This is a genomic window from Pseudomonas solani (assembly GCF_026072635.1).
In the GTDB taxonomy this organism is placed as follows: Bacteria; Pseudomonadota; Gammaproteobacteria; order Pseudomonadales; family Pseudomonadaceae; genus Metapseudomonas; species Metapseudomonas solani.
Window position 1 is genome coordinate 5,120,103 of record NZ_AP023081.1, and the last position, 16,375, is coordinate 5,136,477.

A 16,375-nucleotide genomic window follows, 5' to 3' on the forward strand; every position below is an offset into this window, starting at 1 on the left:
GCTCCATGGGCTTGCGATCATGTCGTCGAGCCCGTGGGACGAACCAGTTGCAGATTTATTCCCGGCCCCTGGAATAAAGTTGCTGCCTGAGCGTCTTCCTCGTACTGGAACCACGACGAGCACCGCACGACCCCATGCACGACATCGATGACGACGAACTTCGCGAGCTGCTGCAGCGCCTGCGCCGCTTCGCCCTGTGGCTGACGCGCAACCCCGCCAGTGCCGACGACCTGGTGCAGGCGACCCTGGAGCGCGCCCTGGATGGTCGCGCCGGGCCGCGCACTGATGGCAGCCTGCGTGCCTGGCTGTTCGCGATCCTCTACCGCAAATTTCTCGATGGGCAGCGGCGTGCCCGGCGTTACGCACGCATCCTCGAGTTCTTCGGTGCGGCACCGGCCGAGACGGCCTCCACCGAGGAGCTGGTAATGGCGCAATCCACGCTGGAGGCCTTCGCCCGGCTGCCCGCCGAGCAGCGCGCGCTGCTGGTGCTGGTGAGCGTCGAGGGCCTGAGCTACAAGGAGGCCGCCGTGGCCCTGGACGTGCCCATCGGCACCGTGATGTCCCGCCTGTCCCGGGCGCGCAAGGCGCTGCGCGAGCTTGCCGAGGGCGAAATCGCCAATCCCCCGTTACGGATACTCAAATGAACCGCTTCGAACCCAGCGAGAACGACCTGCACGCCTACCTCGATGGCCAACTGGATGCCGCGCAGCGGGCCCAGGTGGAGGCCTGGCTGGCGGCCAACCCCGACCAGGCGGCGCGGGTCGACGCCTGGCGCCGCGACATGCAGCAGCTGCGCGCGGGCCTGGCCAACCTGGAGCTGCGCACCACCAACCCGCAGCTGGACCCGCTGGCGATCCGCCGCTCCCTGCGTGCGCGTCGCCGCCAGCGTCTGGCCACGGCCGCGGCACTGGTGCTGGCCCTGGGCTTCGGCGGCCTGGGCGGCTGGCAGGCCCGCGACCGCTCGCTGCTGGCGGAGAACCCGCCGATGCAGGACGCCCTGGAAGCCCACCGCCTGTTCGCCACCGGCCACGCCGGGGTGGTCGACGTCGCCGCCCGTGAACCGGGGCAGCTGCAGGCCTGGCTGGACCAGCGCTTCAGCCATGCCTCGCGCATTCCCGATCTTGCCCCCTATGGCTTCCATCCCGTGGGCGGCCGCTTGCTGACCAACGAGCAGGGCGTTGCGGCGCTTCTGTTATTCGAGGATGTGGGCGGGCAGCGCATCAGCCTGTACCTGCGCTCGCCGGGCTCGCTCTATGCTGAGATGCCCGCCGGTAACCGCCGTGATGGCGAGCTGGAAGCGCGATACTGGTCACGCGGTGGCTACAACTACGCCCTCGTCGCACCCAGCGACGACCCTCGCGGCGAAGTGGTGCAGCGGGCGTTCTCGTTGTAAGCCGGACACCGTAGGTTGGCGCCGAGCGCAGCGAGGCCCAACACAGCCATGTCCGGTCTCGCGGCGGGCTCTCCCCGTGGGAGTGGCTTCAGCCGCGAAAGACCTTCCGCAGGCACAGGGTTGCGCGTGGCCGGGTATTCCATCGCGAATGAATTCGCTCCCACGAGGTGGGTTGCGGTGCTGGCTGCAAGATCGCCTGGTGGATGAAAAGAGCGTCATCCACCCTACGGATGTGCGGATGTGCGGATGTGCGGATGTGCGGGGGAAGCGGGTATGGGGAACCCCGCGCCAGGCGGCGCGGGGCGGGGCATTACATGCCGTTGGCGAAGGCCGGGATGCTCATGTCGATGGTTTCGCGAACGGGCTTCAGCGCGGTGGCGTACTTGGCCAGGATGTCCAGGTCGTAGTCCATGCGCGCGCGGATGCGCTGGTCGTCTTCGCCGACCACTTCGGCGCCGTTGAGCACCTTCTCCACGCCGCGCACGATCAGGTGCTCGGGCAGGTAGCAAAGGCGGCAGTTCTTGTAGCTGGAGGCGCGCAGCTCGCTGATCGGGTAGCCGCCGCCGATGCCGGAGGAGATGCCCACCAGCAGGCCCGGCTTGTGGGCCAGTTCCGCCTTGCTGGCGTAGATGAAGAAGTTCTTGATCGCCGGGCAGGCCATGCCGTTCCACTCGGGGGCGATGACGATCACCGCGTCGGCGGCCTTCAGCTGCTGCTGGAAGCCGGCCCAGGGGCCGGTGTCTTCGGCCGGCCACAGGGGCAGCGGCTGGGCGCCCAGGTCGATGACGCTGGTGTGGGCTTCGTTGGCCAGTTGCAGCTCCACCAGGCGTTGGCGGATGAAGCGGGCGACCTTGCCGGACTGGCTGTTGGCACGGCTGGAGCCGGCGACGATGGCGTAGTTGAGCATCTCGGGTTTCCTTTCTGAGGGATGGCGCAGGCTAGCTGGCAGCGCAGCGGCGGACAAGCACCGGCGCGTCAGCGCGGCGGGCAAATGGTGACAGGGGCGGTGCTCGCCAGGAACCGCGAACGCGGCCCCTGGCACGGCGTCAGACGCGGAACTGGTCCATCAACCCTTGCTGGTGGTTGGCCAGCCTGTTCAGCGCCTGGCTGACCTGGGCGGATTCCTGGGCCTGGCCGGAGAGGGACTCGGTGACGTCGCGGATGGCGGCGACGTTGCGGTTGATCTCCTCGGCCACCGCGCTCTGTTCCTCGGCGGCGCTGGCGATCTGCAGGTTCATGTCGGTGATCACCGCCACGGCATCGCCGATGCGTTGCAGGGCGGCGACCGCGTGTTCCACCTGCTCGACGCTGCCCTGGGCCTGGCGATGGCTGCTGTGCATGGAGCCGACCACCTCGCGGGTGCCGTGCTGCAGGCCTTCGATCACCTGGCGGATTTCCTCCACCGAATCCTGGGTGCGCTTGGCGAGGTTGCGCACCTCGTCGGCGACCACGGCGAAGCCACGCCCGGCCTCACCGGCACGGGCCGCTTCGATGGCGGCGTTGAGGGCCAGCAGGTTGGTCTGCTCGGCGATGGCGCGGATCACCTCCAGCACCGAGCCGATCTGCTCGCTGCTGCTGGCCAGGCCCTGGACTTCTTCCATGGCGGCGCTCATTTCGCTGGCCAACTGCTCGATGGCGCTGGTGGTCTTGCCGATCACGCCCAGGCCCTCGCGGGTGGCGTGGTCGGCACCGCGCGCGGCTTCGGCGGCCTGGGCGGCGCTGCGGGCGACGTCCTGGGCGGTTGCGCTCATCTCGTGGGAGGCGGTGGCGACCTGGTCCACCTCGCGGTACTGCTGCTGCATGCCGGCGCTGGTCTGGCTGGCGATGGCGGCGGATTGGTCGGCGGTGCTGCGGGCGTCCTGCACCGAGCGCTTCACGTCGGCGATGACCGGTTGCAGCTTGTCGAGGAAGCGGTTGAACCAGCCGGCCAGCTCGCCCAGTTCGTCCTGGCGGGCGTATTCCAGGCGGCGGGTGAGGTCGCCCTCGCCACTGGCGATGTTCTTCAGCATGGCGGCGACCCCGAGGATCGGCCGGGTCACGCCCAGGGCGGTGAGCCACATCAGCAGCAGGCCGACCACGGCGGCGGCGAGGCCGATCAGGGTGGCGGTCAGGCTGCTGGCGGCGCTTTGCTCATCGAGCTGCGCTTCGAGCTTCAGCGCCGGGCCCAGCAGGACCTTGTCCGGCACCTCCAGGAGCACGCTCCAGGCGGCGCTGGTGGGGATCGGCTTGAACGGCTGCATGACGCGGAGAATGCCTTCGCGGTCGATCTCGGCGGGTTTGCCGGCGCTGACCACCGAGGCGATCTCGCCGGCGTCGGCGCCGAAGGCCTTGTCCAGCTTGAGGCTGAGCTGCGAGGCGTCGCGACTGTGGCCGGCGAGCAGGCCGATGGGGCTGATGATGCTGACCTGGCCCTGGCCGTCGTAGAGGTCCTTGCTGCCGTCGACGCTGAGCTGCTGGAGGCTGTCCAGGCTGATGTCCAGGCCCATGACGCCGACCACCTTGCCGTTCAGTTCCAGGGGGAAGGCGATGCTGGTCATCAGCACCTTCTTGCCACCGACGTCGTCGTAGTAGGGCTCCAGCACGCAGGAGTCACGGGTCTTCAGCGGGCAGGTGTACCAGGTGTTGTAGGGCATGCCGTTGGCCATGGGGCTGCTGTCGCCGAGCAGCTCCTCGGTCATGGATTCCGACTCCAGCTTGCCGGGGGTGGATTGCGACCAGTAGAGGGAGAAGCGGCCCTTGTCGTTGCTGCCCAGCTCGGCCTGGTCGATGAACAACTCGTCCTTGCCGTCCAGGGCGTTGGGCTCGAACACCAGGTAGAGGCCGAGCAGATTGGGGTTGGCCTCGAGGCTGGTCTTCACCTGGCGGGTCATGTCCTCGCGCAGGTCGAAGGCGTCGAGGAAGCGTTTCTCGGCCTGGTCCTTGAGGAACAGCACCTGGCGCGAGAAGCCCTTGCCGTACTGGTAGGTGTCCATGAAGTAGCGCTGGATGCGCAGCGCCTGCAACTCGCCGCGGGCCTGCATGCGCTGGCGCGCACTGTAGTCGAGCATCTGCGAACTGGCGGATTTCACCAGCTCGGCACTGCGTTTGGACTGGTAGAGCGAGGCACCGACCAGGAGGGTCACGATGGCCAGCAGGCAGAGGCCGGCGAGCAGGGTGATTTTCCACTGAATGGACAGGCGACTGAACGGCATGGGTCTTTCCTTCTATCTCGTCGGACTGCAAGCCGCTATCGGCGCGGCAGGGAAAAACTTGATGCGCCTGCCATGGCGATGCGGCTTCCACACGGAATGCATGGGAGCGGCGAATCTGGATGCAAATATTATGCACGGAGCGTCCAGTATTTCGCACGGCGTTTCTTTTGACAGCGCGGCGCTCATTGGGCAGAGTACGCGGCTTTTTTTGCGGGTTGACCGCAACTCGGAGCGAAGCGGATGAATGCGGTGATAGTGGCGGTTGGCATCATGCTGGTGCTGAGCCTGTGCCGGGTGCACGTGGTGATGGCCCTGGTGATCGGCGCGCTAACGGGCGGCCTGCTCGGCGGCCTGGGCGTGCAGGGCACGCTGGATGCCTTCAACAAAGGCCTTGGTGGTGGCGCGACCGTCGCCCTGTCTTACGCGCTGCTGGGGGCTTTCGCCGTGGCCATCGCGCGTTCCGGGCTGGCCCATGCACTGGCGGACGGCATCATCGGCCGTGTCGGCCGGGGTGGTGCACAGGAAGGCGCTGCGCTGAAATGGATCCTCATCGCCCTGTTGCTGTGCGTGGCCATCTCCTCGCAGAACATCCTGCCCATCCACATCGCCTTCATCCCGCTGCTGGTGCCGCCGCTCTTGTACGTGCTGACGCGCCTGCAGATCGACCGGCGCCTGGTGGCCTGCGTGATCACCTTTGGCCTGATCACCCCCTACATGTTCCTGCCGGTGGGGTTCGGCAACATCTTCCTCAACGAGATCCTGCTGGCGAATGTGGTGAAAAGTGGCGTCGACGTTACCGGTGTGAACGTCACCGAGGCGATGCTGATACCGGCGCTGGGCATGGTTTCCGGCCTGCTCATCGCGGTGCTGTTCAGTTATCGCCGCAAGCGCGTCTATGACCTGACGCTGATCGCCCAGGCCGAGCAGGTGGAGGCGAAGTACGATCCGCGCAGCCTGGCGGTGGCCGGCGTGGCCATCCTGGTCGCCTTCGTGGTGCAGCTGTGGCTGGACTCGATGATCGTCGGCGCCCTGGTGGGCTTCCTGGTGTTTTCGCTGTCGGGCGTGGTGCGCTGGAAAGAGGTCGACGACCTGTTCACCCAGGGCATGAAGATGATGGCCATGATCGGCTTCATCATGATCGCCGCCGCCGGCTTCGCCGAGGTAATGCGCGCCACCGGCCAGGTCTCCAGCCTGGTGGAGGCCTCCGCAGCGCTGATCGGCAACAGCAAGGCCATGGGCGCGCTGCTGATGCTGCTGGTGGGCTTGCTGGTGACCATGGGCATCGGTTCGTCCTTCTCCACGGTGCCGATCATCGCGGCGATCTTCGTGCCGCTGGGCGTGCAGCTTGGCTTCAGCCCGCTGGCCATCGTGTCCATCGTTGGCACCGCCGGGGCGCTGGGCGATGCCGGCTCGCCCGCCTCGGACTCGACCCTGGGGCCGACCTCCGGGCTCAACGTCGATGGCCAACACGATCACATCTGGGACACGGTGGTGCCCACCTTCCTGCATTACAACCTGCCGCTACTGGCATTCGGCTGGGCGGCAGCCATGCTTCTCTGACAGCCCCCGTGCCATCCGGCCGAACGTCGGTGTCGGCCGGGTGCTACAGCTATTCACGGGGCTGCCGATAAGCGGTCGATCCCGTTTCGTTTTCCCGGCCTGCCTCCCTTCAAGGAATGGAAATATGCGCCTGACACTCAAAACCAAGGTCCTGCTGCTGGCGCTCGCGCCGGTGATCCTCTTCGCCCTCGTACTCAGCGGAGCCGCCGCCAAGGTGCTGCTCAACCTGGCCGAAGGCGAGGTCAAGGAAACCCGCGAACGGCTGATCCAGGAGAGCCGCCAGGAGCTGCAGCACTACATGCAGATCGCCCTGGGCTCGGTCCAGACCCTCTATGACGCGTCCCCGGCCAACGACATGGCCACCCGCGACAAGGCCATCGAGATTCTCAAGAAGATCAAGTACGGCAAGGACAGCTACTTCTTCGCCTACGATTCGCAGGTGATCCGCCTGTTCCGCGGCGACAGCCCGGTTGACGTGGGCAAGAGCTTCTCGGGCCGCAAGGACGTCAACGGCGTGCCTGTCAACGACGAGTTGGTCCGGGTCGCCAAGGACGACAGCCACTACGTGTTCTACAGCTCGCCCCTACCGGGCAACGAGAGCGTGCAGGTGCCCAAGCTCGGCTACACCTACTACCTGCCCAAGTGGGACATGGCGCTCGGCACTGCGGTGAACCTCGATGGCGTGGAGGCCCAGGTGGCGGTGGTGCAGGAGGCGATCGATGCACGCATCAGCACCATCCTCACCAGCATCGCGGTGATCGCCGCGATCCTGCTGGTGGTGTTCGGCATCATCGGCACCGCGCTGAGCAACGCCTTCCTGCGTCCCCTGCAGCAGATCAAGGCCAACCTGGACGACATCGCCGCCGGTGAAGGCGACCTGACCCGCCGTTTGCCGGCCGACAGCAATGACGAACTGGGCGAACTGGCCGGTTCCTTCAACCGCTTCGTCGAGAAGATCCACGGCCTGGTGCGCCAGATCGTCGACATGACCGGCCAGCTCACCGGCCTGGTGGGGGAGGTGTCGGCCCAGGCCCATCGTTCCGAGCAGGCCATGGAGCGCCAGCGCCACGAGACCGACCAGGTGGCGACCGCGATCAACGAGATGTCCGCCGCCGCCCAGGAAGTGGCGAAGAGCGCCCAGGGTGCCGCCGAAGCCGCCCAGCAGACCGACCAGGAAGGCCAGGCGGCGAAGAAGGTGGTGGACGGCAGCATCATCCGCATCCATGCGCTGGTGGGTGATATCCGCGAGAGCGGCGTGTCCCTCGACAGCCTGCAGCAGGACGTGCAATCCATCGTCAGCGTGCTGGGGGTGATCCGCTCCATCGCCGAGCAGACCAACCTGCTGGCGCTCAACGCCGCCATCGAGGCTGCCCGTGCCGGTGAGGCGGGCCGGGGTTTCGCCGTGGTCGCCGACGAGGTGCGCGCGTTGGCCAGCCGTACCCAGCAGAGCACCCAGGAAATCCAGGGCATGATCGATCGCCTGCAGCAGGGCACCCAGGAGGCGGTGACCTCCATGCGCCGCTCCAGCGACGCCGGCGAGATCACCAGCGAGCAGGCCAACCAGGCCGGCTCCTCGCTGGACGCCATCGCCCAGCTGATCGGCACCATCAATGCGATGAACGCGCAGATCGCCAGCGCCGCCGAGGAGCAGACCGCCGTGGCCGAGGAGATCAACCGCAGCGTGCACCAGATCGCCGTCGCCGTTGACAGCGTCGCCGACGAAACCCAGCAGGGCGCGCAGACCGCCCGCAGCCTGGCCGCTCTCGGTGAGCGCCTGGGGGCGCTGGTGCGTCAGTTCCGCATCTGATCCGGTAGTGATTCACGGGGGCGAATCCAGTGGAGATTCGCTCCTCGTGCTCCGTTTCCCCGGGCTGAAGCCCGGGCTACAGCGCCTGGTCGCAAAGTCTTCGCACTTTCCCCGTCTCGCTGCGGACTAATCAGGAACCCTCCCTGATGGTGTCCGCTCCATGTCCGAATCCCGCTACCCCCTGGAAGTCCGCACGCTGATCCTGTTGCTGGTGCTGGTGACCCTGGCCTTCGGCTGGATACTGCTGCCGTTCTATGGGGCGGTGTTCTGGGCGGTGGTGCTGGCGGTGGTGTTCAGCCCGCTGCAACGGCGGCTGGCACTGCGGATCGGCGGGCGGGGCAACCTGTCGGCGCTGATCACCTTGAGCGTCTGCCTGCTGGTGGCGATCCTGCCGGTGTTCTGCATTGCTGCGCTGCTGGTGCAGCAGGGCGCCGATATCTACCAGCGCCTGGATTCGGGCGAGCTGGATGTCGGTGTCTACGTGGCGCGGGTGCGCGAGGTGCTGCCGGCGGTTCTCCAACATCAGCTCGACCGTTTCGGTCTCAACGATTTCGATGGCCTGCGTGATCGCATCGTCAGCGGTGCGATGCAGGGCAGCCAGTTCATCGCCACCCAGGCCTTCTCCATCGGCCAGGACACCTTCCAGGTGGTGATCGGTTTCTTCCTCATGCTCTACCTGCTGTTCTTCTTCCTGCGGGACGGCCTGGACATCGTCCGTGGCATCCGCATGGCGGTGCCCCTGGCCGACCACCACAAGCGCCGCCTGCAGATCAAGTTCACCCGGGTGGTGCGGGCCACGGTGAAGGGCAATGTGGTGGTGGCGGCCATCCAGGGCACCCTGGGCGGGCTGATCTTCTGGGTGCTGGACATCCCCAGCGCGTTGCTCTGGGGCGTGCTGATGGCGTTTCTCTCGCTGCTGCCGGCGGTGGGCTCGGGGATCATCTGGGCACCGGTGGCCGCCTACCTGCTGCTGTCCGGCAACACCTGGCAGGGCGTGGTGCTGGCGCTGTTCGGCGTGCTGGTGATCGGCATGGTGGACAACGTGCTGCGCCCGATCCTGGTGGGCAAGGACACGCGCATGCCGGACTACCTGGTGCTGCTCTCCACCCTGGGCGGGCTCTCGCTGTTCGGCCTGAATGGCTTCGTCATCGGCCCGCTGATCGCGGCGCTGTTCATGGCCAGCTGGGACCTGTTCACCAGCACCCGCAAGCAGGTCAGGCTGCCTTGAGGGCGGCCCTCAGCCGAGGATCTGGCGGAAGGTCAGGCTGATGCGCGGGCCGGCCGCTTCCACCCTGGGAATGGCATGCAGCCAGTGGGCCTGGACGGCCTGGTCCATGTACAGCAGTGAGCCCGGCACCAGCTCCCAGGTGACTTCATGGCTCCTGTCGGCCTTGTTGCGGAAGTGGATGGGGCGGGTGCTGCCCAGGGAGAGGATGGCGACGCCGGTTTCCGGGGCCAGACCGGTGCAGTCGTCGGAATGGAAGCCCATGGAGGACTGACCGTCGTCATAGAGGTTGAGCAGGCAGTTGTTGGGCCGGAAGCCCAGGCGCTGGTGCAGCTGCTCGCACAGGGGCTGGAGGACGTCTGGCAGCGGGGTGGCGGGGTAGTCGATCTGCGAATAGTTGTAGGCCACGCCATAGCTGGCGGTGCGCCGGGCGCGCATCCGTGTATCCCATTCGACGTTGGCCATCAGCTGCTGGAAAAGCGCGTCCGGGGTCTCGAGGAAGTGCGGGTCGAACAACAGGTCGGGTGTGTCGGGCATGGGGCGGCATCCTTGCTGGAGGGAGGATTCTATGTCGAGGACGGGCGTCATGTATCGGCGGGTTTACCCAGTCTTTACCGAGCGCTGACCGACGCCGCCGGCCCCGCTGCCGATAATGCCGGCTCCCTTCCCTGGTCTTCTCTCGGCTATCGCCATGCCCAATCCCCGTTCCCGTCGTTCGCGTTTTTCCTTACTGCCGTTGCCCCTGGCCATCACCCTTGCGCTGGGCGCCTGTTCCAGCCCGCCGGAAAAGCCCCAGGACCAGGTGGCCGCCATCCAGGCGGCGCGCCAGGGCGGCTATGTGCCTATAGCCGGGCCGGTGCAGGGCTGGGATGCCACCTGGACGCTGGGCCAACAGCCACTTGAGGTGAGCTGGCTGGCGCCGGCCGGTGAACATGGCGCGGCACCGCTGATCCTCTACCTGCCGGGGCTGGGAGAGTCGGCCCGTTCCGGCGAGCTCTGGCGTCGCGCCTGGGCCGAGGCGGGTTACGCGGTGCTGTCGATCCAGATGCCGCAGCAGGGGCGCGCGCTGTATTCCAGTGGCGACGCCCAGGCCGGGGCCTTCCGCAAACTGGCCCAGGACAACTACTCCCAGGCGTCCCTCATGCAGCGCATCGCCTTGGCCCAGGCGGCACTGGCCGAGGCGGCGAAACGCGGCCGGGCGGGTGACCCGGCGCTGGCGGGGGTGGACTGGGACAACTGGATGGTGGCCGGCTTCGATCTGGGGGCGCAGACCGCCGCCGCCCTGGCCGGCGAGCGTGGCAATGGCCAGGCGCGGCTTTCCGCCCTCAGGCCCAAGGCGGCGATCCTGCTCAGCCCCTATGTGGAAAGCAGCTACGACACCGACCGCTTCACCCATATCGACGTGCCGGTGCTGAGCATCAGCGGGCCCCGCGACAAAGACCCCTTCAGCTGGATTCCCTCGCCCCAGCAGCGCCAGGTGCTCTGGCGAGGGCTGCAGGTGAACGACAGCTACCTGCTGACCCTGATCGAGGCCGATCACGCGTTGCTGGGGGGCGAACTGCCACGCCCGATGGGCGGGCCGGGGCACGGTGGCGAGCGTGGCGGGCCGGGTGGCGGCATGGCGCGGCCACCGGCTTTCAATGAGGGCGGTGGTGAGGGACGCCGAGGTGGCCCAGGTGAAGGCCCTGGCGGTCGCCATGGCGGCCGCAAGCCTGGCGCCGGCGGTGGCATACGCGAGCACTTCGACCCTCGGCAAGCCGCTTATGTGCAGGCAGTGACCTTGGCATTTCTCGATTCGCGCCTGCGCCATGCGGCGGCTGCAAGCCAGTGGCTGGACCAGAACGCGACGACCTGGCTGGGCCACGGCGCCTGGCTGGAGAAGAAGAACCCCTGACCGCTGCGGCGGGGGAGGGGAGCACTCGCGCACTTCCTGCTCCCGGAAAAGAAAAAACCCGGCCTAGGCCGGGTTTTTCAGTGCAGCGGCTGGCTTCAGTGAGCCAGGGCCACCAGGCCGGAGTGCTGCACCAGGTCCAGCAGCGGCTGCGGGTAGACGCCGAGGAAGAACGCCAGCAGGGCGACGAACAGCAGCATGATGCCGCCGGCGCGTTGCGCCCAGTGCAGGTCGGCGTCATGGCGGCGCAGGTTGGGCTCCACCAGGAACAGGGTGACCATCACTCGCAGGTAGTAGAAGACGCCGATGGCGCTGCCCAGGACCATCACGCCCAGCAGCAGCCACAGGCCCGACTCGACGCCGGCGGCGATGACGAAGAACTTGCCGATGAAGCCTGCGGTGAGCGGGATACCGGCGAGCGACAGCATCATCACGGTGAGCACCGCGGTCAGGTACGGGCGGCGCCAGAACAGGCCGCGGTATTCGTACAGGGCGTCGCAGTCACGGCCGTTGTACGGGGTGGACATCAGGGTCACCACGCCAAAGGCGCCGAGGCTGGTCAGCACGTAGGTGGCCAGGTAGACGCCGATGGCTTCCACGGCCATGCCCTTGCTGGCGATCAGTGCGATCAGCAGGTAGCCGAAGTGGGCGATGGAGGAGTAGCCCAGCAGGCGCTTGATGTTGTTCTGCACCAGCGCGAGCAGGTTGCCGAACAGGATCGAAGCGATGGCGATGGCGCCCAGCAGGTCGTTCAACCAGCCGCCGGCGGTGGCCGGGGAGATCTGGTACAGGCGCAGCAGCACGGCGAACACGGCGACCTTGCTGGCGGTGGCCAGGAAGGCCGAGACCGGTGCCGGAGCGCCTTCGTACACGTCCGGGGTCCAGAGGTGGAAGGGCACCAGGGACAGCTTGAACGCCAGGCCGATCAGCATCATGCCGATGCCGAGGTGGACCAGCATGTTCTGCGCGCCTTCGGCGGAGAACTTCGCGCCGATGCCGGTGAAGCTCAGGGTGCCGGCGTCGGCGTAGAGCAGCGCCATGCCGAACAGCAGGAACGCGGAGCCGGCGGCCGAGAGCACCATGTACTTGATGCCGGCTTCCAGCGAACGCTTGTTGAAGAAGGCGTAGGCGACCATGCCGTAGACCGGCACCGAGAGCAGCTCCAGGCCGATGAACAGGCCGGCCATGTGCTGCGCGGTGACCAGCACCAGGCCGCCGCAGGCCGACAGCAGGATCAGCAGGTACATTTCCTCGCGGTTGCCCGGGTAGCCCTGGCCGGTGTTGCCGCCCAGGTAGGCGTGGATCAGGGTGACGCAGGCGAGGGTCGAGGCCAGCACCAGGCCCATGTAGTAGCAGCCGAAGGTGTCGATCTTCAGAAGCGGTGTGACCTCGATGGGCGTGACGCCCAGGGCCGGGATGATCGCCAGCAGTGCCAGGTTGAGGCCGACCACCGAGAGCCCGAAGGTCAGGGTGTGGTTGCGCTTCCAGGCGATGGCCAGCATCACTACGACGACGGTGGCGCAGGCCACCAGCAGCGGTAGCAGGGCGATCAGGTGTTGAGTCGTGAATTCCACAGCGTGATGTTCCATAACAGCTACCGGGCCGAGGCGAGTTGGGTGAAGGCTGCATCCAGCCACTGATGCACGCCGTGCATGCTAGCGGCGGAGGTGTCCAGCACCGGTTGCGGGTAGACGCCCAGGAGGATCAGCAGGACGGCGAGGCCGAGCACCATGATCAGCTCGCGGGGCTTGAGGGCCTGCAGCGGGGTGTCGGACTTGGCCGGGCCGAAGTAGGCGCGGTGAATCATGATCAGCGAGTAGACCGAGCCGAACACCAGGCCGGTTGCGGCGATCACGGTGACCCAGGTTGCCTTCTGGAACGAGCCGACCAGGATCAGGAACTCGCCGACGAAGTTGCCGGTGCCGGGCAGGCCGAGGGCCGCTGCGGCGAAGAACAGGCTGATGGCCGGCAGGTAGGGCATGCGGCTCCAGATGCCACCCATCTCGCGCATGTCACGGGTGTGCAGGCGCTCGTAGAGCTGGCCGCAGAGGATGAACAGCGCCGCTGCGGAAAGGCCGTGGGCCATCATCTGCACCACCGCGCCCTGCAGGGCGATCTGGCTGCCGGAGTAGATGGCGATGAGCACGAAGCCCATGTGCGACACGCTGGAGAAGGCCACCAGGCGCTTGATGTCGGTCTGGGCGAAGGACAGCAGGGCACCGTAGATGATGGCGAACACGCCGAGCCAGTGGGCGATGGGCGCGAACTCGGCCGATGCATGGGGGAACAGCGGCAGGGCGAAGCGCATCAGGCCATAGGCGGCGGTCTTCAGCAGGATGCCGGCGAGGTCCACGGAGCCCGCGGTCGGGGCCTGGGCGTGGGCGTCGGGCAGCCAGGAGTGGAACGGCACCACCGGGAACTTCACCGCGAAGGCGATGAAGAAGCCGAGCATCAGCAGGTATTCGGCGGTGGGGGTGAGCTGGACCTTGAGCAGGTCGGCGTAGTTGAAGGTCATCACGCCGGTGTTGTTGTAGTTGATCAACACCAGGCTGAGGATCGCCACCAGCATCACCAGGCCGCTGGCCTGGGTGAAGATGAAGAACTTGGTGGCGGCGGTGATGCGGGTCTTGCCCTTGCTGCCGCTGTGACCCCAGAGCGCGATGAGGAAGTACATCGGCACCAGCATCATTTCCCAGAAGAAGAAGAACAGGAACAGGTCGACGGCGAGGAACACGCCGACGACGCCGCCCAGGATCCACATCAGGTTCAGGTGGAAGAAGCCGACGCGGTTCTGGATCTCGTTCCAGGAGCAGAGCACGGACAGCACACCGAGCAGGCCGGTGAGGGTGACCATCAGCACCGACAGGCCATCCATCGCGAGGTGGATGGTGATGCCGAAACGCTCGATCCACTGCACCTTGAACTCGTGCGCCCATACGGGGCCGGCTTCAGGGGAGGGGGCCAGGGTGAAGTCACCGGTTGCCCACAGCCAGAGGCCGAGGCCGAACAGCAGGGACATGGTCAGCAGCGCGATCCAGCGCGGCAAGGTGTTGCCGAAGCGCTCACCTTGCCAGCACAGCAGGCCGCCGATGAAGGGGATCAGGATTAGCCAGGGCAGAATCATGACGGGCTGGTTTCCTTAAGAAGATTCAAGTCAGCAACACGGCGCCGAGCACGAGCACGGCTCCGCCGACCAGGGATACTGCGTACCAGCGCAATTGGCCGGTCTGGCTGCTGCTCAGCAGGCCGTTGCCGCCCCGCACGATGCGTGGGATCAGGCCGATGCCGGAGTCGATCGGGTCATGGCCGAGCAGGCGGGTGATGAGCAGGTAAGGCTTGACGAAGAGCTTGTCGTAGAGCCAGTCGAAGCCCCAGGCGGCGAACCACCAGGCGCCGAGGAAGCGGCCAGGGGCGCTCTGGGCGACGGCGCTGACGAAGCGGCGCTTGCCGAGGAAGAGCAGGGCGGCCAGGAGGATACCCGCCAGGGCGATGGCACCCGAGGCGATCTCCAGGCTGTGCTGGGCTTCGCCACCGGCGTGGCCGACGCTTTCCGGCAGGACGCCAGCCAGCGGCGGGGTGATCAGCGCGCCGATGAAGGTGGACAGCACGATCAGCACCGACAGCGGCAGCCAGTGAGCCACACCGTGACCCGCATGGGCTTCGGTCTTGGCCTCGCCATGGAAGGCGATGAAGATCAGGCGGAAGGTGTAGATCGAGGTCAGGAAGGCACCGGCCAGGCCCGCGTAGAGCAGCCACTGGTGGCCACTGGCGAAGGCTTCCCAGAGGATCTCGTCCTTGGAGTAGAAGCCGGCGGTGACCAGGGGCAGTGCAGCCAGGGCCGCGCCGCCGACCAGGAAGCTGGCATAGGCCAGCGGCAGCTTCTTCCACAGGCCGCCCATCTTGAAGATGTTCTGCTCGTGGTGGCAGGCGTTGATCACCGCACCGGAGGCGAGGAACAGCAGGGCCTTGAAGAAGGCGTGGGTCATCAGGTGGAAGATCGCCGCGTCCCATGCGCCAACGCCCAGGGCGAGGAACATGTAGCCGATCTGGCTCATGGTGGAGTAGGCGAGGATGCGCTTGATGTCGGTCTGCACCAGCGCGGCGAAGCCGGCGAGTACCAGGGTGACGCCACCGACGATGCCGACCAGTTCGAGGATCTCGGGGGTCAGCAGGAACAGGCCGTGGGTACGGGCGATCAGGTAGACGCCCGCGGTGACCATGGTGGCCGCGTGGATCAGTGCGGAAACCGGGGTCGGGCCCGCCATGGCGTCGGCCAGCCAGGTCTGCAGCGGCAGCTGGGCGGACTTGCCCACGGCGCCGCCAAGCAGCATCAGGGTGGCGATCCACAGCCAGGCGTCGCCGGCGACGTATTTCTGCGGGGCCAGCACCATCAGCTCCTGGATGTTCAGGGTGCCCAGGTGCATGAACAGCAGGAACAGGCCGATGGCCATGAACACGTCGCCGATGCGGGTGACGATGAAGGCCTTGAGCGCGGCGTTGCCGTTGTTCGGGTTGCTGTAATAGAAGCCGATCAGCAGGTAGGAGCAGAGGCCCACGCCTTCCCAGCCGAAGTACAGGAACAGCAGGTTATCGCCGAGCACCAGGAACAGCATGCTGGTGATGAACAGGTTGGTGTAGGAGAAGAAGCGCGAATAGCCCTCCTCACCACGCATGTACCAGGAGGCGAACAGGTGGATCAGGAAGCCGACGCCGGTGACCACACCCAGCATGGTCAGCGAGAGGCCGTCCAGGTACAGGGTGAAGCTGGGGGCGAAGCCGTCGACGTTCATCCACTGCCAGAGCACCTGGGTGTAGACGCCACCTTCCGGCGGGGCGACGTTGAACTGGACGATGATCCAGGCCGTGGTCAGTGCCGAGAGGCCAACGGAGCCCACGCCGATGACGGCGGAGGTGTTTTCGGAGAAGCGCCCGCGGGAGAACGACAGGATCAGCCAGCCGAGCAACGGGAAGAGGAAAGTCAGGAATAGAAGGTTCATCCGCGCATCTCGCTGGCAGCGTCGATATCGAGGGTGTGGAAGCGGCGATACAGCTGCAGCAGGATGGCCAGGCCAATGCTGGCCTCGGCGGCTGCGAGGGTGATCACCAGAATGAACATGATCTGGCCGTCGGCCTGGGCCCAGCGGGCACCGGCGACGACGAAGGCCAGGGCGGCGGCGTTCATCATCACTTCAAGGCTCATCAGCACGAAGAGGATGTTGCGGCGCACCATCAGGCCGACCAGCCCGAGGCCGAACAGCATGCCGGCGACGGCGAGGCCATGTTCCAGGGGGATTGCTTGCAGCATGGC

At 66.7% G+C, this 16,375-nt stretch carries 13 protein-coding genes; 6 read left to right on the forward strand and 7 right to left on the reverse strand.

The window, feature by feature from the left end; all coding sequences use genetic code 11:
• Positions 1-134: 134 nt before the first annotated feature.
• Both PSm6_RS23430 and PSm6_RS23435 read left to right on the forward strand, forming a co-directional pair.
• A complete protein-coding gene (locus PSm6_RS23430; protein WP_021219055.1) occupies positions 135-644 on the forward strand; it encodes a sigma-70 family RNA polymerase sigma factor in 510 nt (169 codons plus the stop codon).
• Positions 641-1,393 (forward strand): anti-sigma factor family protein, encoded by a 753-nt coding sequence (locus tag PSm6_RS23435; protein WP_043241683.1) that lies wholly within the window; start codon positions 641-643, stop codon positions 1,391-1,393. The genes PSm6_RS23430 and PSm6_RS23435 overlap by 4 nt, the downstream gene beginning before the upstream one ends.
• A 310-nt stretch (positions 1,394-1,703) precedes the next feature.
• Here the strand turns inward: PSm6_RS23435 and PSm6_RS23440 are convergent, their stop codons facing one another.
• Positions 1,704-2,300 (reverse strand): NADPH-dependent FMN reductase, encoded by a 597-nt coding sequence (locus PSm6_RS23440; protein WP_021219053.1) that lies wholly within the window; start codon positions 2,298-2,300, stop codon positions 1,704-1,706.
• A 139-nt stretch (positions 2,301-2,439) separates the two neighbouring features.
• Entirely contained in the window at positions 2,440-4,584 is a 2,145-nt protein-coding gene (locus PSm6_RS30735; RefSeq protein WP_021219052.1) for a methyl-accepting chemotaxis protein, read from the reverse strand.
• Between the two features lie 240 nt (positions 4,585-4,824).
• On the opposite strand from PSm6_RS30735, the gene PSm6_RS23450 reads away from it, so the two are divergent.
• The 3 genes from PSm6_RS23450 (at position 4,825) to PSm6_RS23460 (ending at position 9,179) form a co-directional block, all read left to right on the forward strand.
• Positions 4,825-6,144 (forward strand): Na+/H+ antiporter family protein, encoded by a 1,320-nt coding sequence (locus PSm6_RS23450; protein WP_043241685.1) that lies wholly within the window; start codon positions 4,825-4,827, stop codon positions 6,142-6,144.
• A 124-nt stretch (positions 6,145-6,268) separates the two neighbouring features.
• Positions 6,269-7,951, forward strand: coding sequence for a methyl-accepting chemotaxis protein CtpM (gene ctpM / locus PSm6_RS23455; protein WP_265168395.1), 1,683 nt, complete (start codon positions 6,269-6,271; stop codon positions 7,949-7,951).
• A 160-nt stretch (positions 7,952-8,111) separates the two neighbouring features.
• Positions 8,112-9,179, forward strand: a complete 1,068-nt coding sequence (locus PSm6_RS23460) for an AI-2E family transporter (RefSeq protein ID WP_021219049.1) — start codon at positions 8,112-8,114, stop codon at positions 9,177-9,179.
• Between the two features lie 9 nt (positions 9,180-9,188).
• Here PSm6_RS23460 and PSm6_RS23465 read toward each other — a convergent pair whose 3' ends face one another.
• Entirely contained in the window at positions 9,189-9,713 is a 525-nt protein-coding gene (locus PSm6_RS23465; RefSeq protein ID WP_043241687.1) for an alpha-ketoglutarate-dependent dioxygenase AlkB family protein, read from the reverse strand.
• A gap of 154 nt (positions 9,714-9,867) precedes the next feature.
• Here PSm6_RS23465 and PSm6_RS23470 point away from each other — a divergent pair, with 154 nt between their 5' ends.
• Positions 9,868-11,070, forward strand: a complete 1,203-nt coding sequence (locus PSm6_RS23470) for an alpha/beta hydrolase family protein (RefSeq protein ID WP_265168396.1) — start codon at positions 9,868-9,870, stop codon at positions 11,068-11,070.
• Positions 11,071-11,165: 95 nt separating this feature from the next.
• Here the strand turns inward: PSm6_RS23470 and nuoN are convergent, their stop codons facing one another.
• The 4 genes from nuoN to nuoK are packed head-to-tail and all read right to left on the reverse strand — an operon-like array spanning position 11,166 to position 16,369.
• Complete coding sequence (gene nuoN, locus PSm6_RS23475; protein ID WP_021219047.1) at positions 11,166-12,641, reverse strand: NADH-quinone oxidoreductase subunit NuoN; 1,476 nt, start codon at positions 12,639-12,641, stop codon at positions 11,166-11,168.
• 20 nt (positions 12,642-12,661) lie between these two features.
• Positions 12,662-14,191: an NADH-quinone oxidoreductase subunit M gene (nuoM, locus tag PSm6_RS23480; RefSeq protein WP_043241691.1), complete on the reverse strand. Its 1,530-nt coding sequence runs from the start codon at positions 14,189-14,191 to the stop codon at positions 12,662-12,664.
• Positions 14,192-14,216: 25 nt separating this feature from the next.
• Positions 14,217-16,064, reverse strand: a complete 1,848-nt coding sequence (gene nuoL / locus PSm6_RS23485) for an NADH-quinone oxidoreductase subunit L (RefSeq protein WP_043241693.1) — start codon at positions 16,062-16,064, stop codon at positions 14,217-14,219.
• Positions 16,061-16,369 carry an NADH-quinone oxidoreductase subunit NuoK gene (nuoK, locus tag PSm6_RS23490; protein WP_031287559.1) on the reverse strand — a complete coding sequence of 103 codons (309 nt, stop codon included), beginning with the start codon at positions 16,367-16,369 and terminating at the stop codon, positions 16,061-16,063. Before nuoK ends, nuoL begins: the two co-directional genes overlap by 4 nt.
• Positions 16,370-16,375 lie beyond the last annotated feature (6 nt).